The following is a 23815-nucleotide window of genomic DNA, read 5'->3' on the forward strand; positions in this document are numbered from 1 at the left end:
AGCTCCCACATGGGTTACTCATTGTCCTCAAGAGATCCGCTGGCCCGGCCTTTGCATTGACCCCCTGAAGCCATAAAGGGGGCACCTCTGCCTTGAATATTCTTGATCTCGACCACAGCCTTACCAGCCAGGCACCGATTGCCCGGCGTCTGGCCAGCGGTCAGGCCACACGCCTCGACCTGCTGGACCTGGGCCCCAAGCTGCGCCTGTGGTCCACCGAAAAAACCTGGAAATCCTTCACCGCGCGCCTGGCCCAGCGCCCTCGGCCGGTGGATGCACGGCCGCAAATCCTGTTCGTCGGCTCCGGCGACTATCACCACCTCACGCCGGCGTTTCTCGCCGACCTCAAAGAACCCGTCAGCCTGATCCACTTCGACAACCACCCCGACTGGGTGCGCTTTGCGCCCAAGCGGCACTGTGGTTCGTGGGTCAACCGTGCGTTGAACATGCCGGCGATCAAACGCATCGTCACCCTCGGCCCGTGCAGCGATGACCTGCACAACCCGCAACTGCGCGGCGGCAACCTGGGGGCGCTCAAGCGCGGGCATTTGCAGCTGTTTCCCTGGCAGCATCCGCCGTCGAAAGTCTGGGGCCGGGTAGGGGACGGCGCCGGTCACCAACAGCAGGAGAATCACCTGCATTGGCGCAACCTCGCGGAGTTGGACTGGGGCGTGTTTCTCGAGCAGATGATCGCCAGCCTGCCCACCGACGCGGTCTGGATCACCATCGACAAAGACGTGCTGGCCAGTGAAGACGCCGCCACCAACTGGGACCAGGGCGGCATGCGCCTGAGCCATCTGCTGCAAGCCCTGCGCGCCTTGGCGGCGGGCAAGCGGATCATCGGCATCGACGTGTGCGGCGAGTTTGCCAAGCCCGCGTTCAGCAACGCGTTCAAACGTTGGGAGGCCAAGTCCGATCAGCCGCCGGCCGAGCGCTGGAGCCCGGAGGATTTGCAGCGCAATGCCGCGACCAATGAAGCCCTGATCGACCTGTTTGAGGAGCTGTTCCCGTGACGTTGACCGTAGTGTTGCTGGTGGCGTTTTCCATCGTGCTCGATGTGATCGGCCAATTGTGTTTCAAGCTCGGCCTGGACCGCTTGCCGGAGCTGGAAGGCGGCTTTCGCCTGAATGCGTTCTGGGGCCAGGTGTTCAATGCGCCGCTGTTGTGGGCGGGGATCGGGGCTTACGTCATCGAGTTTTTTGTCTGGCTGGAAGCCTTGTCCCGCGCGCCGTTGAGCCTGTTGTTTCCGGCCGCGGCGTTGGCCTATTGCGGGGTGGTGCTGGTGGGCAAAGTGGTGTTGGGCGAGACCGTCAGCCGTCGCCGTTGGGCGGGGACCTGGGTGATTACCCTGGGCGTGATGTTGGTGGCGATTGCAGGAGGGCAGGCATGAATACGCACGCGTGGTTGCATGGGCGCTTCGGCACGGTGGTGCTGTGGGCCTTGTTGATCTGTACCGAAAGCGCCGGGCAGTTGTTTACCAAAGTGGCCGGCGATCAATTAGGGCAGATGGATTTCAATTGGCAGTGGCTGGCCGCTGTGGCACGCAACCCGGGGATTCTCGCGGCGATTGCCTGCTATATCGGCGCGTTTTTCGTGTGGATGCTGATCCTGCGGCGCAGCAGTCTGTCCCTGGCGTTTCCCCTGAGTTCATTGGTGTTTGTGGTGGTGCTGCTCGGTTCGTGGCTGGGGCTGGGGGAACATATCAGCCCGCTGCACTGGGTGGGGGTGGCGGTGATTATCGGCGGGATTGCGCTGCTGGCCGAAGGCGAAGAAAACTGATAATGGCCCTGGAATACGGACCAATATGGGAGCGGGCTTGTGTGGGAGCGGGCTTGCTCGCGAATGCGGTGGTTCAGTCAAAGATGTATTGACTGACACTCCGCTTTCGCGAGCAAGCCCGCTCCCACATTTTGATCCAGTTGAATCAGTTGAATCAGTTGAATTTGTAGCTGATGGCTGTCTGCACCTGGCCTTGGTTCACATCCCCAGTGTCCTTGACGATACTGCTGTTCGCCGCCGAACCCACCAGGTGCACCCAACTGGCACTGGTCAGCAACGACCAATTGGGCGCCAGCGGAAACTCGAAGCTTTGCGTCAACGTCAGGTTCTGGAAACCCGCACTGGCGTTATAGGGCCGAAAGCCCGACGCAGCGGACTCATTGGCGTCCACCCCAAAATAAGTCTGGGTCTGGCGCGCGTCGGCAAAGTGCGCCATCAGGCCGCTGCTGCCGATGATCCCGCCGCCCAGCGGGTAGCCCAGCTCGCCGCCGACCTTGCCGAGCACGCCGCTTTGGTCGCGCCCGCCGCCAACGGCCTGGCCCACCTGGGCGTACACGCGCCAGAAGTCGGCCGGGGCGTATTGGATGAAACCGCCCACTTCAGCCATGTCCGAGACATTGCGCAGGCCCTGCAGCGAGCCGTTGGACGTACGCCCCTGCAAGTAATTGATATACGGCCCGGCGGTAAACCCCTGGGTATTCAGCGCGCTCCAGCTCAGGCCGTCATCGGTGCTCAGGCTGACGTTGCCCCAGTCCAGATCCACATAGGGCACGGGGCGGGTTTCGTAGCGGCTGCCGGTGGGGTCGTGGGGTTGGTAGCTGAGGCCCGCACCCACTTCGCCGCTGATGCCTTCGGCCTGGGCCGCGCTGGCAACGCCCCACAGCCCCAGTAGACCGGCGAATACAGCAGAACTGACCTTGTGCATGGAACGGCTTCCTTCTCTGAACATGCGCGCATGAACGCGCGAAGGGCTGCCTTCGCGCAAGCACTGATCTTGTTTGTAGCAAGCTACAAAAATTGTAGCTTCCACGACACATAGGCGCCCGCAAGCCCAGCCCCGCTGGGTGCTGGCCAGTTGGCACAGTCCCTGCTCTACCCCTTGTGAAAGCGCAGACAGCGCGCTCCTTTTCAAGGTATCCACAATGATTGACTGGCATATCGTGTGCGACTTCGACGGGACCATCACTCCCACCGATGTCATCGACAACGTCCTCCAACGCTTCGCCGGCCCCGAGTGGGAAACCATCGAGCAGCAATGGCTGGATGGGCATATCGGTTCGCGCGAATGCCTGAGCCGCCAACTGGCGCTGATCAAGGCCACGCCCACCGAACTGCTGGCGTACTTCGACAGCGTCGAGATCGACCCGGACTTCCCCGATTTCGTTGATCAGGTCATCGGCCTCGGCGCGTCCATCGAAGTGGTCAGTGACGGCATCGAGCAGGGCATCGCGCGCATCCTGTCGCGCAACTACGTGACCTTGCTGCCGATCCTCGCCAACCGCCTGCGCCAGGTTGACCAGAACAGCTGGCGCATCGACTTCCCGTATGCCAGCGACGCCTGCCGTGCCGCGTCCGGCAACTGCAAGTGCAAATCCACACCGCGCAACAAGCGCGTGCTGGTGATCGGCGACGGCAAGTCCGACATGTGCGTGGCTTCCACCGCCGACTTTGTGTTTGCCAAGGGCAGCCTCGCCGATTACTGCGTCACCCACCAGATTCCCCACGCGCGCTTCGACACCTTTGCCGAAGTGCCTGCATTGCTGGCGCTGCTCCCACAGGGTAACGCCGCCAACGCCACCTCCTTTACTGCTGCCGACAACCAGGAACTCTTCCACCATGTCTGATATCCGTATCGCTACCGCCGAAGACCAGATCCTTCTGGATAAAGAAGCCAAGTACTGCTCCTACGGCGACACCGTCCACTACATCGAGCCGCCGCGCATTTTCAGCCGTTGCGAAGGCTCCTACGTGTGGGACACCGAAGACCAGGCCTACCTCGACCTGCAAATGTGGTACTCGGCCGTCAACTTCGGCTACGCCAACCCGCGCCTGAACAACGCGCTGAAACAGCAGATCGATACCCTGCCGCAAATCGCCAGCCAGTACCTGCACAAGGGCAAGATCGAGCTGTCGGAAATGATCGCGGTCGACGCCAAGAACAAGTTCGGCCTCGATGGCCGTGTGCATTTCAACGTCGGCGGTTCGCAGTCCATCGAAGACTCCTTGAAGGTGGTGCGTAACGCCACCAACGGCAAGAGCCTGATGTTTGCCTTCGAAGGCGGCTACCACGGCCGTACCCTCGGCGCCTCGTCGATCACCTCGAGCTACCGCTACCGTCGCCGCTACGGCCACTTCGGCGAGCGCGCGCAGTTCATCCCGTTCCCGTACCACTTCCGTGGGCCAAAAGGCATGACCAAGGAAGAATACGGCAGCCACTGCGTGCAGCAATTCGCCCGGCTGTTCGAGACTGAATACAACGGCGTGTGGGACCCGAAAGTCGGCTCCAGCGAATACGCCGCGTTCTACGTCGAGCCGATCCAGGGCACCGGCGGCTACGTGATCCCGCCGATGAACTTCTACCGCGAGCTCAAGCATGTGCTGGACCAGCACGGCATCCTGATGGTCTCCGACGAAATCCAGATGGGCTTCTACCGCACCGGCAAGCTGTGGTCGATCGAGCACTTCGACGTGCAACCGGATGTGATCGTGTTCGGCAAGGCGTTGACCAACGGCCTCAACCCACTGGGCGGCATCTGGGCCCGTGAAGAACTGATCAACCCGAAGATCTTCCCGCCAGGTTCGACCCACTCCACCTTCGCCTCCAACCCGTTGGGCACGGCGGTGGGCCTGGAGATGTTCAAGATGACCAGCGAAGTCGACTACGGCGCGATGGTCATGGCCAAGGGCAAATACTTCCTGGAAGGCCTGCAAGACCTGCAAAAACGCTTCCCGATCATCGGCGATGTCGACGGCCTGGGCCTGGCGCTGCGCTGCGAAATCTGCGGCCCGGACGGCTTCACCCCGGACAAGGCGACCCTGGACTACATGGTCGAAGAAGGCATGAAAGGCGACATGATCGTGGATGGCCAGAAGCTCGGCCTGATCCTCGACGTGGGCGGTTACTACAAGAACGTGATCACCCTGGCCCCGTCCCTGGAAATCAGCTACCCGGAAATCGACCTGGGCCTGAAGCTGCTTGAGCAACTGCTGGTGCGGGCGACCAATCGGTGAGCCAGGCAGAGATCGACCTCGGTGAAGGTACAGCCGGTTTCGTTCTCGGTGAAGGTCCGGTCGGGATCCTGTTGATCCACGGCCTGACCGGCACGCCGACGGAATTGCGCCAGGTCGCCAAGGGCCTGGCCAAGGCGGGCAACTGCACGGTGTACGTGCCCACCCTGGCCGGGCATTGCGGCGATAACAGCGACTTGCAGGCCACCGGCTGGCTGGACTGGTACGCGGGTGTGCGCAACACCTTCGCCGAGGTCAAGCGACGGCATGAACAGGTGTTTGTCGGTGGCTTGTCCATGGGCGCGGTGATGTCGATGTACGTGGCCGCCGAGCACCCGGGGCAGGTCGCCGGGTTGCTGATGTATTCCACCACCTTGAAGTACGACGGTTGGAGCATCAACAAGCTGGCGTTCCTCACGCCGTTGCTGATGAAGATTCCGTTCGGCGTGCACCTGTGCCGCTTCGAAGAGCAGCCGCCGTACGGCATCAAGAACGAACGCCTGCGGGCCATCGTCGAGCGGCAGATGAAGGAGGGCGAGAGCAGCGAGGCGGGCTTGTTGACCATGGAGGGCATCACCGTGCGCGAGTTGCACCGGATGAACGCCGTGGTCAAGAAACGCATGCCCGAGGTCCAGGTGCCGGCGCTGGTGTTGCATTCCATCGAGGACGACATCACCAGCCGCTGGAACGCCGATTACGTCGAGCGCCACCTGGGCGGGCCGGTGACCAAGATCCTGTTGGACAACTGCTACCACATGATCACCGTGGACCTGCAATACCGCCGGGTGATCGAGTTGAGTGCCGAGTTTGTCGAGCAACACACCGCCTTCAAGCCAGCGCAGATCGATGTTGGTTTGCATGCGATGGCGGTCTGACAGCCAACCGAAATTGTCCGCCGACCTCAGTTTAAATGTGGGAGCGGGCTTGCTCGCGAATGCGGTGTATCAGTCAACACATTCATTGGCTGAACCACCGCATTCGCGAGCAAGCCCGCTCCCACATTTGACCGGCGATCGTCATAGAAGGACGGGAAATACGTGATTACGACGCAAGCCTTCCCGAGCATCCGGGCCCTCCAGCGCAGTGCCTGGAATGACTGTTTTCCCGGTGCCCTGGAGGACTGGGACTATTACGTCGCCGTGGAAAGCGCCGCCATCGCGGATTTCCAATGGCGATACCTCGCGGTGTACGACAATGGAACGCTGGTGGCCGTGGCCGCCGCGTTCATCACCCATTACCGCCTCGACACCACGGTGTCGGGTGCCGGCAAGCGTTTGACCGAACGCTTGGACCGACTGTGGCCGGGTCTTTTGCAATTGGGTTTATATGCCCTCGGCTCACCGGTGGCCGAGCGTTGCGATGTGGGTTTTGCCAGCAGCGTGCCTGAATCGCGCCGCCCGCTGTTGCTCAAGCACCTGCTCGCCGCCGCACGCGAGGACGCCGATGAGTTTGGCATCGGCCTCGTCGCGGTCAAGGACGCGCCAAGCAACGATCCACACTGGTCCGACAGCTGCCGCGCCGCCGGCTTCCAAAGCATGCCAAGCTTGCCTACGGGCGTGTTGCCGCTGCCCTATGGCTCGGTGGACGCCTACCTGGGTTCCCTGGGTAAATCCACGCGCAAGGACCTGCGCCGCAAACTGCGCGCACCGGGGCCACGGGTGGAGTGGCGGCGCACTATCGACGATGTGCTGCCCGAAATCATGCGCCTGTACGAAGCCACGCTCACCCGCGCCGACTTGCAGTTCGAGCGCTTGCCCGCCGGCTACTTCACCGGTGTGCTGGAACGCCTTGGAGCGCGCGCGGTGTGTGTTCTCTACTGGGTGGATGACAACCTGGTGGCGTTCAACCTGATCCTGGTGGACGAGCACCGCCTGGTGGACAAGTTTTTCGGGCATGACGTCGAATTCACCCGCGACTACAACCTGTACTTCCGCAGCTGGCTGACCAATGTGGACTACTGTATTGAACACAATATTGCGTTGTACGAGTGCGGGCAGGCCGGGTATGCCAGTAAGCTGCGCCTGGGCTGCGAGTTCCAGGGCAACAGTGTGTTCTTCCGCCACCGCAACCGGCTGGTCAACGGCCTGCTCAAGCTTGTAAAACTGTTTATTCGACCGGATCGTTCCGACCCTGCCATGGCTGCTGCGATAAGCGAAACCTGATGATCACCAAGACCCGCCAGAAAGCCCGTCCGTTTGCGATTTCACGCTGGAGCGTCCAGCGCAAGCTGGTGCTGGCGTTCTGGCTGGTCAGCGTGATCCCGACGATGATCGCCGCCGAGTTGGCCGCGACCACCCTGTCGCAGATTTTCGACAGCAACGTGCGGATCTGGCTGCAAGAGTCCACCCGTATCGTCAAGGACGAGATTGGCGACATCGTTCACGACAACGCACGCATGGCCAAACTGTTCCTGCGCTACGCCAGCCCGCCCTCGGACCGCCTGGCCGCCAAGCACGACCGCTTGACCGCCGACATTGCCGATGCGACGGACATCGATGTGGTCGCGCTGATTCGCGTCAGCGACCACAAGATCATGTTCAGCACAGCCTCCGATGACATCGTCAAACAGATCAGCCTGACCAGCAACGCGGTCCTGCAAACGGTGAGCGTGTCCGGCGTGGACACCGGCATCGTGGTCTCGACCTTCGAAACCAGCAAGGAAGGCGTGGATTACCTGCTGCTGGTGGCGACGTACCTGGACAGCAGTTTCCTCACCAGCGTGGCCGAAGTGCATTCACTCGACCTGCGCCTGTACCTGGCCAACCCGAAAGGTTTCTCGGAGATTTTCTCCACCCAGCGTTTCCAGGATCACCCTTCGCGCATCCCCAAGGACGTGGAAGCGGCGATGCGCAACACCAAGCAGCCGAGCGAGCAGTTCACCAACAACTACAGCGGTTTGTACTGGCCGATCTTCAACGACGCCGGCGATTTGCAGGGTGTGATCTTCAGCGGCCTGTTGCGCCATTCCAGCCTGGTGGGGTTGGTCAACCAAAGCAATCTGTTTGTGCTGATCTTCCTGGTCAGCTCGGCGCTGTCCCTGGGCGCGGGCGTGCTGGTGTCTCGGCGCTTGACCCGGCCCTTGCGCGACTTGTCCCAAGGCGTGGATGCGGTGATTTCCGGCAATTACCAGCACCGCGTGGCGGTCAGCGGCGGCGATGAACTGGCGCAACTGAGCAGCACGTTCAACCATATGACCGAGCGCCTGGGCGAGTTGCATCACCTCGAAGCGCAACTGCGCCGGCGTGATCGCCTGCACGCCCTGGGCGAAGTCGCCATGGGCCTGGCCCACGAAATCCGCAACCCCCTGGGCATTATCAAGACTGCCACCCAACTGTTGCATCGGCGTGCCGACCTGGCGGAGACCGACAAGCGCCACCTGGAATATGTGGTCAGCGAAGTCAGCCGCATCAACGAGCTGATCACCGAGTTTCTCGACTTCGCCAAGCCCAACCCGCCGTTGCGCGTGTTGCAGCCGGCGCGGCCTCTGGTGGACGAGATCCTCGGCTTCTGCGCGCCGGAGCTGGCGGCGCACAACGTCGATGTGCAGGTCGATGACCAGGCGCCTGGCGCGACGATCTACGCGGATGCCAAGCAACTCAAGCAGGCGTGCCTCAACCTGATCCTCAATGCCATCGACGCCATGCCCGACGGCGGGCGCCTGACCCTGGGCATTCGCAGTGTCGGCGACAACACGCTGATCAGCATCGCCGACAGCGGCCAGGGCATTCCGGTGGAAATGATCGAGCGCATCTTCACCCCGTTCGTCACCACCAAGGCCTCGGGCACCGGCCTGGGGCTGGCCAAGGTCTATTCGATCATGGAAAGTCACGACGGCAGCATCGAATGCGTCAGCGAGAAAGATGCCGGCGCCACGTTCAGCCTGTACATTCCGGCTATCGGCGAAGACGACGAGGACAGTCATGACGCATAACATTCTGGTAGTCGATGACGAGCCCAAGCTCTGCGACTTGCTGGCCTCGGCCCTGGGCCAGAACGAGGTGCAGGTGTTTGTGGCCGGCAACGGCTTGCACGCGCTCAAGGTGCTGGAGCAGGAAGACATCGACCTGGTGATCAGCGACTGGCGCATGCCCGGCATGGACGGCCCGGCGCTGTTGGCCGAGATCAAGGTGCGCTATCCCCAGGTGCCGGTGATCGTGATGACCGCCTACAGCACGGTGAAGAACGCCGTGCAATCGATGCGCAACGGCGCCTATGACTACATCGCCAAACCGTTCGACATCGACGAGTTGGACATCACGGTGGCCAAGGCCTTGCAGTTTCGCGACATCCTGCGCGACAACGCGCGCCTGCGCGCCGAGCTGGATGAACACGCCCAGTTCGACAGCCTGGTGGGCGACAGCCCGGCGTTTCGCAGCGTGCTGCAGGCGGTGAACGCGGTGCGTGACAGCGCCGCGACCATCCTGCTCACCGGCGAAAGCGGCACCGGCAAGGAAATGGTCGCGCGGGCCATCCACAAACACGGCAGCCGCGCCGACAAACCGTTCGTGGCGGTCAATTGCGCGGCGATCCCTGAGGGCTTGCTGGAAAGCGAAATGTTCGGCCATCGCAAAGGCGCCTTTACCGGCGCGGTGTCGGACCGGGTAGGGCGTTTTCAGCAGGCCGACAAGGGCACGCTGTTCCTCGATGAAGTGGGCGACATGCCGCTGGCGTTGCAGGCCAAGATCCTGCGGGCGTTGCAGGAGCGGGTGATCGAACCGGTGGGCGACCCTCGCGAGCGCAAAGTGGATGTGCGGGTGATTGCGGCCACCAACAAGAACCTGCTGGAGGCGGTGGCCAACAAGGAGTTTCGTGAAGACCTGTATTACCGCCTCAACGTGTTCCCGATTCCCCTGCCGGCGTTGCGCGAGCGCGTGGAAGACATCGCGCCGCTGGCCCGCCACTTCGCCCACACCCTGAGTGCCACGGCCGGCAAGCGCATCACCGGCTTCAGCGCCGAGGCGTTGCAGGCGATGGCGGCGTATCACTGGCCGGGCAATATCCGTGAGCTGCAAAACTGCGTGGAGCGAGCGACGATTGTGGCGGCTACGCCGGTGATCGAAGATATCGATTTGCCGGGGTATCTGTTTGCGTCGCGGCCGAGCGAGGTTGGTGTTGCGGCGATCCTCAGTGATGGGCCGGGGGTGCCACAGGACCTGGATGCGGCGCTGGCGGAGGTGGAGAAGGCATACATTCTGGCGGCGTTGCAGGAGAGCAATGGGGTGCAGGCGGCGGCTGCGCAGAAGATCGGGATTTCGGAGCGGAGCTTCTGGTATCGCCTGAAAAAGCTCGGCATCCAGGTCGACAAGATAGTCCGCTGATCGTTCCCACGCTCTGCGTGGGAACGCATCCCTGGACGCTCTGCGTCCGCTCTTGAAGGCGTGACGCAGAGCGTCACCGGCAGCATTCCCACGCAGAGCGTGGGAACGATCATGTGGGAGTTGGGTCAGGTATGGACGCGGACCCAGATGCTCACTAGCACCGTTGCCGCCATCAACCATGCCACCGCCGCTACGGCGAGTGAAGCCTCCAACCGCAACCGATCCACCACCACATACAACGTCGCCAGATACACAAAATACGGAATGATCGACCACATCCCGAACAGGATCGTGGTCTTCAAATCCTCCACCGAACGGCCTTTGCCGACGATGTAGTGGGCGATCAACGCAAAGGTCGGAAACAGCGGCACCAGGCCCGCAATGTAGTAGTTCTTGGTCTTGGCCAGCGCGGCCAGGATCAACACGACGGCCGCGCCCAGGGCGGCTTTCAAGAATAGATCCATCAGTGGCTCAGCCCGTATTTCTTGACCTTGTCGAACAAGGTGGTCTTGGCCATGCCCAGCTCCAGGCTGGCCTGGGTCAGGTTGCCGCCGCTGCGTTGCAGGGCGTCGACCAGCAGGTTGCGTTCGAAGGCTTCCACCGCTTCGGTGAAGGCCAGGCCTTGGCCGCTGCCGGCGGCGCCGCTTTTCTTGAAGGCAGGCAGGCCAAGGGCGAAGCGTTCGGCGACGTTGCGCAGTTCGCGCACGTTGCCCGGCCAGTCGTGGCTCATCAGGCTCGACACGGTCTGGTTGTCCAGCTCCGGCGCGGCGCGGTCAAAGCGCAGGGACGACTGCTGCAGGAAGTGTTCGAACAGTTGCAGGATGTCTTCGCGGCGTTCGCGCAGGGGCGGCAGTTCCAGGGTCACCACGTTGAGGCGGTAATACAGGTCGCTGCGGAACTGGCTGGCGCGGCTCAACTCGTCGAGGTCGGATTTGGTGGCGGCGATCACCCGGCAATCCACCGCCACGCTCTGGTTCGAGCCCAGGCGTTCGAGGGTGCGTTCCTGCAACACCCGCAGCAATTTGATCTGCAGGTTGATCGGCATGCTTTCCACTTCGTCGAGGAACAGCGTGCCTTCGTGGGCGTGTTCGATCTTGCCGATGCGGCGTTTGCCTGCGCCGGTGAAGGCGTTGGCTTCGTGGCCGAAAATCTCGCTTTCGAACAGGTTCTCGGGCAGGCCACCGCAGTTCAGGGCGACGAACTGGTGCGAGTGGCGGCGGCTGAAATCATGCAGGCAACGGGCGACCAGTTCCTTGCCGGTGCCGGTCTCGCCTTCGATCAGCACGTTGGCCGAGGTGTCGGCGACGTTGGCGATCAGCTCGCGCAGGTTCTGCATGGCCGGCGAGCGGCCGATGATGCGGCCTTCCAGGGAATCACGCTCGGCCAGCTGACGGCGCAGCGCCCACACTTCCCGCGCCAGCCCGCGTTGTTCCAGGGCGCGGCGGGCGACGTCTACCAGGCGCTCGGGAGAGAAGGGTTTTTCCATGAAGTCATAGGCGCCGTTGCGCATCGCGCCGACGGCCATGGAGATATCGCCATGCCCGGTGATCAGCACCACTGGCAGGCTCTTATCCAGGGCCTTGAGGCGGGTCAGCAACTCCAGGCCGTCGATGCCCGGCAGGCGGATATCGCTGATGACAATGCCCGCGAAGTTCTTGCCGATGCGCTTGAGCGCTTCCTCGGCGCTGGCCACGCCGACGCTGGGAATATCTTCCAGGGCCAGGGCTTGCTGGCAGCCCAGCAGCACATGGGGGTCGTCCTCGACAATCAGGACGGTAAGGTCTTTGGGATCAGTAGTCATGTCGGCTCAGCTTTTTGAGCGCCTGCCAACGGCAGGCACAGGACAAAGGCGGTACCACCCCCCACCGGATGCTCCACGGCAAGGTTGCCGCCGGTGGCCGCAGCGAGGCTGGCGGACAGCGTCAGGCCCAGGCCCAGGCCTTGCTCACCGGGTTTGGTGGTGAAAAACGGTTCGAACAAATGCTTGCGCGCCTCGGGGCCGATGCCGTGGCCGTTGTCGCGCACGTGCAGGCGGTATTTGCCCTCGGCGCTGCTGCCGTCCAGCCACAGTTCGGGGGCCGGCTGGGCTTGCATGGCGTCGAGGGCGTTGCCGATCAGGTTAACCAGGATCTGCTCCAGGCGCGTCTGGTCGATCTGCAATTGGGCGTGGGAAAAGTCCCTGTGTACGGTCAGCGACAGGCTGTCCAGGCGTGCGCCGAGGACCTGGAATGCGGCATCCACCGCCTTGCCCAGATTGGCTTCGCCCTGGTCGTCACCGCGCCGGGCAAACGAGCGCAGGCTGGCGGTGATGCGGCCCATGCGGTCGATCAGTTCGTTGATGGTCTTGAGGTTGGCGCTGGCGGTGTCGAGGGCGCCGCGTTCAAGGAAGCGCACAGTATTGCCGGACAAGGTGCGCAGCGCGGCCAGCGGCTGGTTCAATTCGTGGGCGATGCTGGTGGACATCTGGCCGATGGCTGCCAGTTTGCCGGCTTGCACCAGCTCATCCTGGGCGCGCCGCAGGGTTTCTTCGGCCTGACGCCGTTCGCGGATCTGGCCCTTGAGCCGTTCGTTGCTGGCGCGCAGGTCGGTGGTGCGTTCGGCAATCCGACGCTCCAGTTGGCTGTTGGCTTCCTGCAAGGCTTCCCGCGCGGCGAGGCGGGTGGCGATGACCTTGCGCCGCTCGTTCCAGGCGATCAGCAGGAAGGCCACCAGGCCAAAGGCTACGGCCACCAGGATGCCCTGGTTGATCGCGGCGCGGCGCAGGTCGTTGAGCGGGGTGAGCAGGGTGAAGTTCCATGGCGTGTCGTTGAGCGGGCGGGTTTGCGCCAGGTAGCTGACTTCGTGCTCGTCGTTGACCACTTCGCTGTTGGCCGGGAAGGTCAGCTTCTCGGTGCCTTCGTTGAGGCGCTCGCGGGCCAGGGGTTCCAGCTCGTTGAGCGTCGCCCAGTAATATTGCAGGCTGTGGGCCAGGCGGTCCTTGGTGTCATCGCTCAGTGGGCGCACGGCCTTGAGGCGGCGGGCCGGGTCGCTGGAGAGGATGATGATGCCGTTCTCGTCGCTGACAAATGCTTCGAGGCGCGCGCGCTGCCAGCGCTCTTCAAGGGCTTCGAGGCGCACTTTGACCACGGCCACGCCGATGATCTTGCCGTGTTCTTCCAGGCCATGGGCCAGGTAGTAGCCGGGCTCGCCGTTGGTGCTGCCGATGCCGTAGAAACGCCCGGGCTGGCCGCGTACGGCGTTCTGGAAGTAGGCGCGAAAGGACAGGTCTTCACCCTGGTAACTGTCGGCGTCGCGCCAGTTACTGGTGGCCAGCACGCGGCCGGTGGTGTCCATCACGTAGATGGCCCGGCTGCGACTGCGTCGGTTCAGGCCCTCAAGGTAGTCGTTGACCGATTTGCGGGTTTCCTGGCTCGGCTCGGCCAGTAGCTTGGAGACGCTGGCTTCCAGCTCCAGCAGGCTCGGCAGGTAGGTGTATTTGCTCAGTTCGCTTTCGACGGTGCGGGCGTGCAGCTCCAACTGGCGTTCGCCAGTGTCGCTGAGGGTGCGGATGCCATAGTACTCACTGATCCAGAAGCCGACATAACCCAGGCCGATCATCAGGGCGATGATCAACGGTGGCAGGAACAGTTGGCGAATCAGGCGTGGTTTCACGGCAAGTGATGGCGGTGCGGCGCGAAATTGGTTGGGGTCGCATTTCATCACAGATGCCTTGGGTCAACCAGAGCTAGCCATCCTGCGCGGACCAATGTGGGAGCAGGCTTGTGTGGGAGCGGGCTTGATCGCGAATGCGGTGGGTCAATGAACAACCTATCGACTGACACTACGCCTTCGCGAGCAAGCCCGCTCCCACACAAGCCCACTGTCACATGGGCCCGGTTTCTACAGTGGAAGCTGTGTAGGACTTAGTGTTGCAGGATTTTCTCAAGGAAGTGCTGCGCGCGTTCGGAGCGGGCGCTGATGTCGCCGAAGAACTCTTCTTTCGGGCAGTCTTCGATGATCTTGCCGGCGTCCATGAAGATCACGCGGTCGGCCACTTTGCGGGCGAAGCCCATTTCGTGGGTCACGCACATCATGGTCATGCCTTCCTGGGCCAGTTGCACCATCACGTCGAGCACTTCGTTGACCATTTCCGGGTCGAGGGCCGAGGTCGGTTCGTCGAACAGCATGACGATCGGGTCCATGGCCAGCGCGCGGGCAATCGCCACACGTTGTTGCTGGCCGCCGGAGAGTTGGCCGGGGTGCTTGTGGGCATGCGCCGACAGGCCCACGCGCTCAAGCAGTTGCAGGCCTTTCTTGGTGGCTTCTTCCTTGCTGCGGCCCAGCACCTTGATCTGCGCGATGGTCAGGTTTTCGGTGATGGTCAGGTGCGGGAACAGTTCGAAGTGCTGGAACACCATGCCCACGCGCGAGCGCAGTTTCGGCAGGTTGGTCTTCGGGTCGGCGATGGAGGTGCCGTCCACGATGATGTCGCCCTTCTGGAACGGTTCCAGCGCGTTGACGCACTTGATCAGGGTGGACTTGCCCGAGCCGGACGGCCCGCACACCACGATCACTTCGCCTTTTTTGACATCAGTGCTGCAATCGGTCAGCACCTGGAAGTCGCCATACCACTTGTTGATGTTCTTGATAGAGATCATACGGCAAACCTTTTTTGCAGACGCTTGACCAGCAGCGAGGCGGAAAAGCTGATGATGAAGTAGACGACACCGGCAAAGATCAGGAACTCATTGGAGCGGCCGATGATGTCGCCGTTGGAGCGGGCGGAGTTGAGGAAGTCCACCAGGCCCACGGTGTAGACCAGCGAGGTGTCCTGGAACAGGATGATCGACTGTTGCAGCAGCAACGGGGTCATCTTGCGGAACGCCTGGGGCAGGATGATCAGGCGCATGGTCTGGCCATAGGTCATGCCCATCGCTTGCGCTGCGCCCATCTGGCCCTTGGGGATCGACTGCACGCCGGCCCGTACGATTTCACAGAAGTACGCGGCTTCGAACATCATGAACGCCACGACGCAGGACGTGAACGCACCGATCGGGGTGTCTTCGCCAGTGATCCAGCGCAACACGAACGGCACCGCCAGGTAGAACCAGGTGATCACCAGCAGCAATGGGATCGAGCGGAAGTAGTTCACATAGGCGCCGGCCAGGCGTGACAGCAACTTGCTGGACGACAGGCGCATCAGCGCGAGGACCGTACCCAACGCAATGCCGCCGACCACGCCCATGACCATCAACTGCAAGGTCATGACCATGCCGTTCCACAGGCCAGGGATAGCGGGGATGATACCGCTGAAGTCGAGTTCCATTATTTACCCCCCACGGAGATCAGGCCGGGCACTGCGACTTTCTTCTCGACCAGGCGCATGAGCAGCATCAGGCTCATGTTCAGGGTGAAGTAGATTAGCGTGGCCAGGGTGAAGGCTTCAAACAGGTTGGCCGAGAACTCGGCGGTCTGCTTGGTTTGCGCCAGCAATTCCATCAGGCCGATCAAGGACGCCACGGAGGAGTTCTTGAACACGTTGAGGAATTCCGAGGTGAGCGGCGGAATGATGATCCGGTAGGCCTGGGGCAGCAGCACGTTCCAGTAGATCTGCGGCAGCTTGAAGCCCATGGCGCGCGCGGCGGATTCCTGGCCCCGTGGCAGCGCCTGGATGCCGGTACGTACTTGCTCGCACACACGGGCGGCGGTGAACAGGCCCAGGCACACGACAACGCTCAGGTAGGCCGAGGTGGTCGGGTTGAGGTCTTGCTTGTACCAGTCCTGCAGGTTTTGCGGCAGCAGGTCGGGTATCAGGAAGTACCAGATGAACAGCTGCACCAGCAGCGGCACGTTACGAAACAGTTCCACGTAGCAGGTCGCGATGCCCGATACGAGGCGGTTTGGCACGGTGCGCATGACCCCCAGAATGGAGCCCAGCAGCAAGGCGATAATCCATGCCACGACAGCGATGGCGATGGTCCAGCCCAAGCCGGCGATGTACCAGTCGAGATAAGTCTCGCTGCCCACGCCAGTGGACTTGAAGAACACGCCCCAGTCCCAGTTGTAATTCATTAGGGTCTCCCCTCGAAGTCGATCAATGTACAAGCACCCGCTTGGGGAAAATCCATTCCCGCCCGGCGGTGAACGCCAGGCACACAAGATCGGCTCGAAAACCGCCAGGTCGAGTGTTCCAAATTAAAGCCAGCAGGTAGTAACAGACGCCTGAGGGAGGGTTGGCTCCCTCAGGAGATAAGCTTAGTCAGGTATCAGATTTTTACGTCAGGCGCTGGTTTGTCGCTTGGGTTGGCGATCAGCTCCTTCACCTTGTCGCTCATCGGGAAGTTCAGGTTCAGGCCTTTTGGTGGGATCGGGCTTTCGAACCACTTGCTGTAGATCTTGTTGATCTCGCCGGATTTGTACAGGGCGACGATGGCGTCATCGACAGCTTTCTTGAAGGCTGGGTCGTCTTTACGCACCATGCACGCGTAGGCTTCGAAGGACTGCGGAGTACCGGTGATGACCCAGTCGTTCGGCTTCTTGGCCTTGGCTTCTTCACCGGCCAGCAGGGCGTCGTCCATCATGAAGGCTACGGCGCGGCCGCTTTCCAGCATCTGGAAGGATTCGCCGTGGTCTTTGGCGGAGATGACGTTCATGCCCATCTGCTTGTCGGCGTTCATCGCCTTGATGATGCGCTCGGACGTGGTGCCGGCGGTGGTCACGACGTTCTTGCCTTTCAGGTCTGCGAAGTCAGCGTAGGACGGCTTGCCATCCTTGTCTTTCTTGACCAGCAGACGGGTGCCGATTTCGAAGATGTTGACGGTGAAATCAACTTGCTGGGCGCGTTCGGCGTTGTTGGTGGTGGAGCCGCACTCGAGGTCTGCGGTGCCGTTCTGGATCAGCGGAATACGGGTTTGCGAAGTAACCAGGTTGTACTTGGCCTTCAGATCGGGTTTGTTCAGGTCTTTTTTCAGTTGTTCAACGACGGCCAACTGAATGTCGTGGGAGTAGCCCACTGGCTTGCCCGAACCATCCGCGATGTAGGAAAACGGAATGGAGCTGTCGCGGTGCGCGAGGGTGATGGTGCCGGAGTCGTTGATTTTCTTCAGTGTGCCGGTGAGTTCGGCGGCGAAAACTGGAGTGCTGATCAGAGCAGCAGCGATAGCTGCGCCCAGGATATGGGGAACGATGCGCATCAATACTTCCTCGACATTTGTTTTTTTTATGAAGCCGGCTAGACGGCTCTCTTGTACAGCGAATGCCCGTGACGGCTCCTGAGGCGTCTCAGGCAATCGTCAGGGAGTGTAGAGCATGAGTCGTGCCAGACCTTAAATAAAAGGTTAACTCTGTGATTTATAACGTGATTAACTTTGTGTGACGGTGGGTTTTCCGCGATGTGATCCGGCAAACCGAATGAGTGCGGGAGTTGCGTTCGGAAAACCGAATGCTCGAGGGCATAAAAAAGCCCCTGAACCTTCCGGTGCAGGGGCTTTTGTACGAACGGTCTGTCAGGCTGCTTCGATCTTGCCGCGATTGCGATCAACCTTGTTCAGATAACGCTGCACGTTGTCCTGTTCTTCCGGCGTGGTGAACAGGCCGAGCTTGGTGCGGCGCCACAGTACGTCCTGGGGCTGGGTCGCCCATTCTTCGGTGCACAGGTAATCGACTTCGCGGGTGTACAGGCCGCCACCGAGGTGCTCGCCCAGGTCGGCCAGTGACTGCACGCCTTCCAGCAGGCGCCAGGTGCGGCTGCCATAGGTGGTGGACCAGCGGCGCGCGATTTCGCTCGGCACCCAGTCGAACTTCTGGCGAATCGCTTCGGCCAGGGCTTCGGGCGTGGTCATGTCCTCGCCGCCAGGCAGACTGGCCTTGGCGGTCCAGCTCTGGCGCATCTGCGTGAAGTACGGCGCCAGTTGCGCCATCGCCGACTCGGCGAGCTTGCGGTAGGTGGTCAGCTTGCCGCCGAACACCGAGAGGATCGGCGCTTCGCCCGTGCCGCCGGACAGCGCCAGGGTGTAGTCGCGGGTGATGGCCGACGGGTTGTCCGACTCGTCGTTGCACAGCGGGCGCACGCCAGAGTAGGTGTGCACGATGTCGTCGCGGCTCAGTTGCTTCTTGAAGTGCGCGTTGACCACCTTGAGCATGTAGTCGGTTTCACCCTCGGTGATTGCCACTTTCGCCGGATCGCCGGTGTATTCGCGGTCGGTGGTACCGATGATGGTCAGGTGGTTCAGGTACGGAATGGTGAAGACGATGCGCTGGTCTTCGTTCTGCAGGATGTGGGCGTGGGCGCCTTCGTAGAGTTTCGGCACGATCAGGTGGCTGCCCTGGATCAAGCGGATGCCGTAGGGCGAATCCAGCTTGAGGTCATCCTTGATGAACTTGGCGACCCACGGGCCTGCGGCGTTTACCAGTGCGCGGGCGCGGATCGAGAACAGGCTGCCGTCGGCGCGTTCCATGTTCATTTCCCACAGGCCCTTGCTGCGGTGCGCGCTGATGCAACGGGTCTGGGTGTGGATATGTGCGCCTTTTTCACGGGCGGCCATGGCGTTCAGCACCACGAGGCGGGCGTCATCGACCCAGCAGTCGGAGTATTCGAAGCCTTTGGTGATTTCGCTTTTCAGCGGGCTGTCGGGGCCGAACTTGAGGCTTTTCGAACCCGCAAGTTTCTCGCGTTTGCCGAGGTTGTCGTACAGGAACAGACCGGCACGGATCATCCACGCCGGGCGCAGGTGCGGGCGGTGCGGCAACACGAAACGCATCTGCTTGACGATGTGCGGGGCCTTGGCCAGCAGTACTTCACGTTCGGCGAGGGCTTCGCGCACCAGGCGAAATTCGTAATGTTCGAGGTAGCGCAGGCCGCCGTGGATCAGCTTGCTGCTGGCGGAAGAGGTGTGGCTGGCCAGGTCGTCCTTTTCGCAAAGGAACACCGACAAACCGCGCCCGGCTGCGTCTGCTGCAATGCCGACGCCATTGATACCGCCGCCGATTACGGCGACGTCATAGACTTCGGCAAGCGGTGGAGCAGGCAAGGTGGAAGGGTTCATCGGCTGGCCTCGCGATTTTTTCGTCTTGGAATTCGAACATTAATGTTCATTTGCGAAAATGGTAGCTGATAAACGCGCGCGCAGCCACCCGACTTTGATTGAAAAAATTCATCGAAGGGCTGTAGAAGGAAAATTTGTGAACATGAGCCAGATGCAGGCTTGGGGAGGTCGGTGCTAGATAGATCGCCTTCGCGAGCAAGCCCGCTCCCACAGTGGACCGAGTTCCAGCATGGGAATGCGGTTGAATGTGGGAGCGGGCTTTCCCGCGAAGGCGGCGGTACAGGCGCTAAACGACTTCCAGCCGCACCTTATGGTCATTCAACAACTGCACCAACGCCGGCACCGGCTGCTGGTCGGTGACCAGACAATCCACCAAACTGATCGGCCCCAGGCGAATCATGGCATTGCGCCCAAATTTGCTCGAGTCCGCCGCCAGGATCACCTGGCGCGCATTGGCAATGATCGCCTGGGACACCCGCACTTCCTGGTAATCAAAGTCCAGCAGGCTGCCATCTTCATCAATGCCGCTGATCCCGACCAAGGCAAAATCCACCTTGAACTGGTTGATGAAATCCACACTGGCCTGGCCCACCACACCGCCATCACGGCGCACGTTGCCGCCGGTCAGCAGCACGTCGAAGTCGTCCTTGGCGCTGAGCATGGTGGCGACGTTGAGGTTGTTGGTGATGATTTTCAGGTGGTTGTGGTTGAGCAACGCACGGGCGATGGATTCGGTGGTGGTGCCGATATTGATGAACAACGAGGCGTGGTCGGGGATCTGTGCGGCAATGGCTTCGCCGATGCGCTGTTTCTCGTCGCGCATCTGGTCGGCACGCATGGCGTACGCGGTGTTCTCGACACTGGAGTCATAGGCCGCGCCGCCGTGGTAGCGGCGCAGCAGATTGGCGTCCGCCAGCTGGTTGATATCGCGGCGGATGGTTTGCGGGGTGACGACGAACAGCTGCGCCATTTCCTCGATACTGACGTAGCCGCGTTCGCGGACCAGTTCGAGGATTTGTTGTTGGCGGGGAGGCAGATTCATTGGGCGTCCTTTGGGCTGCCATACAAAAGTGGCCCATGATGACGCAGGAATCGGCTCCCGGCCAGTTACAACCTGACGTTGGCTTATTCGGCGCCTTCGTGGGGCTCCCAGTCACGGGTGCGGCTAACGGCTTTTTGCCAGCCGGCGTAGAGCTTCTCTTTGGCCACTTCGTCCAACTGCGGTTCGAATTCGCGCTCGATCACCGCCTTGCCGCGCAACTCGTCCAGGCTGCCCCAGAAACCGCACGCCAGGCCGGCCAGGTAGGCTGCGCCCAGTGCAGTGGTTTCGCGCATTTGCGGGCGCTCGACCTGGGTGCCGAGGATGTCGGCCTGGAATTGCATCAGGAAGTTGTTGGCCACGGCGCCGCCGTCCACACGCAGGGCTTTGAGGCGTTCGCCGGAGTCCTGTTGCATGGCGTCGAGTACGTCACGGGTCTGGTAGGCAATCGACTCCAGGGCTGCACGAATAATGTGATCCACACGTACGCCACGGGTCAGGCCGAACAGCGCGCCACGGGCATACGGGTCCCAGTACGGAGCGCCCAGTCCGGTGAAGGCTGGCACCAGGTACACGCCGTTGCTGTCCTTGACCTTGCCGGCGAAGTATTCGGTGTCGTGGGCGTCGTTGATGATTTTCAGCTCATCACGCAGCCACTGCACGGTGGAGCCGCCGTTGAACACGGCGCCTTCCAGGGCGTAGGCCACTTCGCCACGCGGGCCGCACGCGATGGTGGTGAGCATGCCATGCTTGGATTTCACCGCCTTGTCGCCGGTGTTCATCAGCAGGAAGCAGCCGGTGCCGTAGGTGTTCTTGGCCTGGCCGGCTTCGACGCACATCTGGCCGAACAGCGCGGCCTGTTGGTCGCCGGCAATACCGCCGATGGCGATGCCGCTTTTGGTGCGGCCGTAGATTTCCGACGACGACTTAACTTCCGGCAGCATTTCGCGGGGAATGTCGAGGATCTCCAGCATCTTCGCATCCCACTCCAGGGTGTGGATGTTGAAGAGCATGGTGCGCGAGGCGTTGGTGTAGTCGGTGACGTGGGTCTTGCCGCCGGTAAATTTCCAGATCAGCCAGCTGTCGACGGTGCCGAACAGCAGTTCGCCGTTGCGCGCACGCTCGCGGCTGCCTTCGACGTTGTCGAGGATCCACTTGAGCTTGGTGCCGGAGAAGTACGGGTCGGTGACCAGGCCCGTGGTGTCGCTGATGTACTGCTCGTGGCCGTCACGCTTGAGTTGCTGGCAGATCTCGGTGCTGCGGCGGCACTGCCAGACGATGGCGTTGTAGATCGGGCGGCCGGTGATCTTGTCCCACACCACGGTGGTTTCACGTTGGTTGGTGATACCGATGGCGGCGACCTGGTCATGGTGCAGGCCGGCCTGGGCCAGGGCCTCGACCATCACCGCGCTCTGGGTGGCGAAGATCTCCATCGGGTCATGCTCGACCCAGCCCGCTTGCGGGTAATGCTGGACGAATTCGCGCTGGGCGGTGCAGACCACGTTGGCGTCACGATCAAAGATGATCGCTCGCGAGCTGGTGGTGCCTTGGTCAAGGGCGATGATGTAGTTCTTATTCTGAATGTCGGTCATGTCGAATGCCTTGGGAAATAAGAAAGTCGGTAATCAGCCTGGGCCGCAAAAAGGGCAGGTGCGTCCAGGCTGGCGCTATCAGGAAATACGGGTCTTGCCGTTGACAGCCGTGTCAGGTGTTTCTTCTGCAGCAGTAGGTGCGGCGCTCGGCAGATGACGGGCGATCAGCCCGCGATAGGCCGCAGCACCCAGGCATGCGCCGACAATTGGCGCGAAAACCGGAATCAGGAAGTAAGGAATATCGCGGCCGCCAGTAAAGGCTATTTCACCCCAGCCAGCGAAAAAGGTCATCAGCTTGGGCCCGAAATCCCGCGCGGGGTTCATCGCAAAGCCGGTCAGCGGGCCCATGGCGCTACCGATCACGGCGATCAGCAGGCCGATCAGCAGAGGGGCCAACGGGCCGCGTGGCAGGCCGTTGTTGTCATCGGTGAGGGCCATGATCACGCCCATCAGGATCGCGGTGATAACCATTTCCACCAGGAATGCCTGGGCGGTGCTCAGCAGCGCATGGGGGTAGGTGGAGAACACCGACGCCAATTCCAGGCTGGCCTGGGAGCCGCGAACCATATGGTGGGTTTGTTCGTAATCGAAAAACAGATTGCTATAGAGGGTGTATACCAGTGCGGCCGAGCAGAAGGCGCCGGCGATCTGGGCGAGAATGTAGAAGGGCAGTTTGCGCTTTTCGAAGTCGGCGAAAATGCACAGGGCGATACTCACCGCCGGGTTGAGGTGAGCCCCGGAAATGCCGGCGCTCAGGTAGATCGCCATGCTGACGCCAACCCCCCAGATAATACTGATTTCCCACAAACCAAAGCTGGCACCCGCGACCTTGAGCGCGGCGACGCATCCTGTACCGAAGAAGATCAGAAGCGCAGTCCCCAGGAATTCGGCCATGCATTGGCTCGAAAGTGAAGGCTGTTGAAGAGCAGTTGTCATGGAAAACCTCAGTTGTTGTTCTTGTCTGGCGCACGCTCTCAACGGAGCGTTGCGCGATTTTCACCGTGGCAAGGATCCCCATCCCGGACACGGCTTACTGCTCGAGTGCTGCAGGTGTATTCCTACAGTATTCGGAAACGAAAAAATATAGACAAGAATGACGGCTGTCAAAGGTCGAAAGTGAACCGTCAGTCACTTTCAAACTATTGACCTGGTGAATGATCACGCTTGTAACATTATGTGTGTACGTCAAGGCGCGCGGAGTAGAGCGTTTTGCGCGGGGTTGGCCTAGAATTGGCCATCTGTTTGCCACGTCTGGAGCCAGCATGACCCCTGCATTGGACCTGTTGAAAAAAGTTCGCGCCGAACATCGTATCCACAGTTATGAACATGATCCCAAGGCTGCTTCGTATGGCCTGGAGGCCGCGGAAAAATTGGCGCTGGATCCGGCGCAGGTGTTCAAGACCTTGCTGGCCTGCAGTGAGAAGGGTGAATTATTGGTGGCAGTGGTGCCGGTCGTCGGAAGTCTGGACCTGAAAGCCCTGGCTCACGCGGCGGGGGTCAAAAAAGTTGAAATGGCTGATCCGGCAGCGGCGCAGCGCTCTACCGGTTACTTGCTGGGCGGGATCAGCCCGCTGGGGCAGAAGAAGCGCTTGCGTACATTTATCGACGAGACGGCGCAGCCGTTCGCGACGATTTTTGTGAGTGCGGGGAGAAGGGGGTTGGAGGTTGAGCTGCCGGCGGCGGTGTTGGCGGAGCATACCCAGGCCAAGTTTGCGCCGATTGGGCGGGCCTGAACCCTGCTTTTGAAGCCAATGCAAAACCAATGTGGGAGCGGGCTTGCTCGCGAAAGCGGTGTATCAGCTATGAATCTGGTGACTGACACACTGCATTCGCGAG

22 protein-coding genes are annotated in these 23815 nt (G+C 61.4%); 10 read left to right on the forward strand and 12 right to left on the reverse strand.

Annotated features, from left to right (window positions below; all coding sequences use genetic code 11):
• Positions 1–92 precede the first annotated feature (92 nt).
• From ACZRMO_RS02240 to ACZRMO_RS02250, 3 genes are read left to right on the forward strand one after another with little or no spacing between them, the layout of a single operon-like run.
• Positions 93–1013, forward strand: coding sequence for an arginase family protein (locus ACZRMO_RS02240; RefSeq protein ID WP_463971761.1), 921 nt, complete (start codon positions 93–95; stop codon positions 1011–1013).
• Positions 1010–1390, forward strand: a complete 381-nt coding sequence (locus ACZRMO_RS02245; RefSeq protein WP_017736270.1) for a DMT family transporter — start codon at positions 1010–1012, stop codon at positions 1388–1390. The genes ACZRMO_RS02240 and ACZRMO_RS02245 overlap by 4 nt, the downstream gene beginning before the upstream one ends.
• Positions 1387–1779 carry a DMT family transporter gene (locus ACZRMO_RS02250; protein ID WP_124526132.1) on the forward strand — a complete coding sequence of 131 codons (393 nt, stop codon included), beginning with the start codon at positions 1387–1389 and terminating at the stop codon, positions 1777–1779. Before ACZRMO_RS02245 ends, ACZRMO_RS02250 begins: the two co-directional genes overlap by 4 nt.
• A gap of 154 nt (positions 1780–1933) precedes the next feature.
• Here the strand turns inward: ACZRMO_RS02250 and ACZRMO_RS02255 are convergent, their stop codons facing one another.
• Positions 1934–2704, reverse strand: a complete 771-nt coding sequence (locus tag ACZRMO_RS02255) for a MipA/OmpV family protein (RefSeq protein ID WP_463971762.1) — start codon at positions 2702–2704, stop codon at positions 1934–1936.
• Positions 2705–2921: 217 nt separating this feature from the next.
• Here ACZRMO_RS02255 and ACZRMO_RS02260 point away from each other — a divergent pair, with 217 nt between their 5' ends.
• The 6 genes from ACZRMO_RS02260 (at position 2922) to ACZRMO_RS02285 (ending at position 10325) form a co-directional block, all read left to right on the forward strand.
• Positions 2922–3623, forward strand: coding sequence for an MtnX-like HAD-IB family phosphatase (locus ACZRMO_RS02260; RefSeq protein ID WP_463971763.1), 702 nt, complete (start codon positions 2922–2924; stop codon positions 3621–3623).
• Positions 3616–5010: an aspartate aminotransferase family protein gene (locus tag ACZRMO_RS02265; protein WP_463971764.1), complete on the forward strand. Its 1395-nt coding sequence runs from the start codon at positions 3616–3618 to the stop codon at positions 5008–5010. Before ACZRMO_RS02260 ends, ACZRMO_RS02265 begins: the two co-directional genes overlap by 8 nt.
• The gene (locus tag ACZRMO_RS02270; RefSeq protein ID WP_463971765.1) at positions 5007–5882 is read left to right on the forward strand and encodes an alpha/beta hydrolase; all 876 of its coding nucleotides are present in this window, start codon (positions 5007–5009) and stop codon (positions 5880–5882) included. Before ACZRMO_RS02265 ends, ACZRMO_RS02270 begins: the two co-directional genes overlap by 4 nt.
• Positions 5883–6044: 162 nt before the next feature.
• The gene (locus ACZRMO_RS02275) at positions 6045–7169 is read left to right on the forward strand and encodes a GNAT family N-acetyltransferase (protein ID WP_463971766.1); all 1125 of its coding nucleotides are present in this window, start codon (positions 6045–6047) and stop codon (positions 7167–7169) included.
• Complete coding sequence (locus ACZRMO_RS02280) at positions 7169–8938, forward strand: sensor histidine kinase (RefSeq protein WP_463971767.1); 1770 nt, start codon at positions 7169–7171, stop codon at positions 8936–8938. Before ACZRMO_RS02275 ends, ACZRMO_RS02280 begins: the two co-directional genes overlap by 1 nt.
• On the forward strand, positions 8928–10325 hold the full coding sequence (locus ACZRMO_RS02285) for a sigma-54-dependent transcriptional regulator (RefSeq protein WP_463971768.1): 1398 nt from the start codon (positions 8928–8930) through the stop codon (positions 10323–10325). Before ACZRMO_RS02280 ends, ACZRMO_RS02285 begins: the two co-directional genes overlap by 11 nt.
• A gap of 125 nt (positions 10326–10450) precedes the next feature.
• Here ACZRMO_RS02285 and ACZRMO_RS02290 read toward each other — a convergent pair whose 3' ends face one another.
• The 11 genes from ACZRMO_RS02290 to ACZRMO_RS02340 form a co-directional block, all read right to left on the reverse strand.
• Positions 10451–10789, reverse strand: coding sequence for a GlpM family protein (locus ACZRMO_RS02290; protein ID WP_124526125.1), 339 nt, complete (start codon positions 10787–10789; stop codon positions 10451–10453).
• Positions 10789–12126, reverse strand: coding sequence for a two-component response regulator AauR (gene aauR, locus ACZRMO_RS02295; RefSeq protein ID WP_463971769.1), 1338 nt, complete (start codon positions 12124–12126; stop codon positions 10789–10791). Before aauR ends, ACZRMO_RS02290 begins: the two co-directional genes overlap by 1 nt.
• Positions 12123–14024, reverse strand: a complete 1902-nt coding sequence (aauS, locus tag ACZRMO_RS02300; RefSeq protein ID WP_463971770.1) for a two-component sensor histidine kinase AauS — start codon at positions 14022–14024, stop codon at positions 12123–12125. The genes aauR and aauS overlap by 4 nt, the downstream gene beginning before the upstream one ends.
• Positions 14025–14227: 203 nt before the next feature.
• Positions 14228–14962: an amino acid ABC transporter ATP-binding protein gene (locus tag ACZRMO_RS02305; protein WP_017738301.1), complete on the reverse strand. Its 735-nt coding sequence runs from the start codon at positions 14960–14962 to the stop codon at positions 14228–14230.
• Positions 14959–15630 (reverse strand): amino acid ABC transporter permease, encoded by a 672-nt coding sequence (locus ACZRMO_RS02310; protein WP_124526122.1) that lies wholly within the window; start codon positions 15628–15630, stop codon positions 14959–14961. Before ACZRMO_RS02310 ends, ACZRMO_RS02305 begins: the two co-directional genes overlap by 4 nt.
• Positions 15630–16376 carry an amino acid ABC transporter permease gene (locus ACZRMO_RS02315; protein ID WP_017738299.1) on the reverse strand — a complete coding sequence of 249 codons (747 nt, stop codon included), beginning with the start codon at positions 16374–16376 and terminating at the stop codon, positions 15630–15632. Before ACZRMO_RS02315 ends, ACZRMO_RS02310 begins: the two co-directional genes overlap by 1 nt.
• 194 nt (positions 16377–16570) lie before the next feature.
• The gene (locus tag ACZRMO_RS02320; protein ID WP_463971771.1) at positions 16571–17497 is read right to left on the reverse strand and encodes a glutamate/aspartate ABC transporter substrate-binding protein; all 927 of its coding nucleotides are present in this window, start codon (positions 17495–17497) and stop codon (positions 16571–16573) included.
• Between the two features lie 312 nt (positions 17498–17809).
• Entirely contained in the window at positions 17810–19348 is a 1539-nt protein-coding gene (glpD, locus tag ACZRMO_RS02325; RefSeq protein WP_463971772.1) for a glycerol-3-phosphate dehydrogenase, read from the reverse strand.
• A 286-nt stretch (positions 19349–19634) separates the two neighbouring features.
• On the reverse strand, positions 19635–20390 hold the full coding sequence (locus ACZRMO_RS02330) for a DeoR/GlpR family transcriptional regulator (protein WP_034118315.1): 756 nt from the start codon (positions 20388–20390) through the stop codon (positions 19635–19637).
• An 83-nt stretch (positions 20391–20473) separates the two neighbouring features.
• Entirely contained in the window at positions 20474–21979 is a 1506-nt protein-coding gene (glpK, locus tag ACZRMO_RS02335) for a glycerol kinase GlpK (protein WP_463971773.1), read from the reverse strand.
• 78 nt (positions 21980–22057) lie between these two features.
• Complete coding sequence (locus ACZRMO_RS02340) at positions 22058–22915, reverse strand: MIP/aquaporin family protein (protein ID WP_207039893.1); 858 nt, start codon at positions 22913–22915, stop codon at positions 22058–22060.
• A gap of 326 nt (positions 22916–23241) precedes the next feature.
• On the opposite strand from ACZRMO_RS02340, the gene ybaK reads away from it, so the two are divergent.
• Positions 23242–23712 (forward strand): Cys-tRNA(Pro) deacylase, encoded by a 471-nt coding sequence (gene ybaK / locus ACZRMO_RS02345; RefSeq protein WP_463971774.1) that lies wholly within the window; start codon positions 23242–23244, stop codon positions 23710–23712.
• The last annotated feature ends 103 nt before the right edge of the window (positions 23713–23815 follow it).

The sequence above is a fragment of the Pseudomonas sp. B611 genome, assembly GCF_055407965.1.

Excerpts from the sequence above, each read along its gene's own strand:
- ACZRMO_RS02250 (WP_124526132.1), top strand. The coding sequence starts at position 1,387 with ATGAATACGCACGCGTGGTTGCATGGGCGCTTCGGCACGGTGGTGCTG.
- ACZRMO_RS02310 (WP_124526122.1), bottom strand. The coding sequence starts at position 15,630 with ATGGAACTCGACTTCAGCGGTATCATCCCCGCTATCCCTGGCCTGTGG.
- glpD (WP_463971772.1), bottom strand. The coding sequence starts at position 19,348 with ATGAACCCTTCCACCTTGCCTGCTCCACCGCTTGCCGAAGTCTATGAC.
- ACZRMO_RS02340 (WP_207039893.1), bottom strand. The coding sequence starts at position 22,915 with ATGACAACTGCTCTTCAACAGCCTTCACTTTCGAGCCAATGCATGGCC.
- ACZRMO_RS02315 (WP_017738299.1), bottom strand. The coding sequence starts at position 16,376 with ATGAATTACAACTGGGACTGGGGCGTGTTCTTCAAGTCCACTGGCGTG.
- ACZRMO_RS02280 (WP_463971767.1), top strand. The coding sequence starts at position 7,169 with ATGATCACCAAGACCCGCCAGAAAGCCCGTCCGTTTGCGATTTCACGC.
- aauS (WP_463971770.1), bottom strand. The coding sequence starts at position 14,024 with ATGAAATGCGACCCCAACCAATTTCGCGCCGCACCGCCATCACTTGCC.
- ACZRMO_RS02320 (WP_463971771.1), bottom strand. The coding sequence starts at position 17,497 with ATGCGCATCGTTCCCCATATCCTGGGCGCAGCTATCGCTGCTGCTCTG.
- aauR (WP_463971769.1), bottom strand. The coding sequence starts at position 12,126 with ATGACTACTGATCCCAAAGACCTTACCGTCCTGATTGTCGAGGACGAC.
- ACZRMO_RS02290 (WP_124526125.1), bottom strand. The coding sequence starts at position 10,789 with ATGGATCTATTCTTGAAAGCCGCCCTGGGCGCGGCCGTCGTGTTGATC.
- ybaK (WP_463971774.1), top strand. The coding sequence starts at position 23,242 with ATGACCCCTGCATTGGACCTGTTGAAAAAAGTTCGCGCCGAACATCGT.
- ACZRMO_RS02305 (WP_017738301.1), bottom strand. The coding sequence starts at position 14,962 with ATGATCTCTATCAAGAACATCAACAAGTGGTATGGCGACTTCCAGGTG.
- ACZRMO_RS02255 (WP_463971762.1), bottom strand. The coding sequence starts at position 2,704 with ATGCACAAGGTCAGTTCTGCTGTATTCGCCGGTCTACTGGGGCTGTGG.
- ACZRMO_RS02260 (WP_463971763.1), top strand. The coding sequence starts at position 2,922 with ATGATTGACTGGCATATCGTGTGCGACTTCGACGGGACCATCACTCCC.
- ACZRMO_RS02330 (WP_034118315.1), bottom strand. The coding sequence starts at position 20,390 with ATGAATCTGCCTCCCCGCCAACAACAAATCCTCGAACTGGTCCGCGAA.
- glpK (WP_463971773.1), bottom strand. The coding sequence starts at position 21,979 with ATGACCGACATTCAGAATAAGAACTACATCATCGCCCTTGACCAAGGC.
- ACZRMO_RS02265 (WP_463971764.1), top strand. The coding sequence starts at position 3,616 with ATGTCTGATATCCGTATCGCTACCGCCGAAGACCAGATCCTTCTGGAT.
- ACZRMO_RS02285 (WP_463971768.1), top strand. The coding sequence starts at position 8,928 with ATGACGCATAACATTCTGGTAGTCGATGACGAGCCCAAGCTCTGCGAC.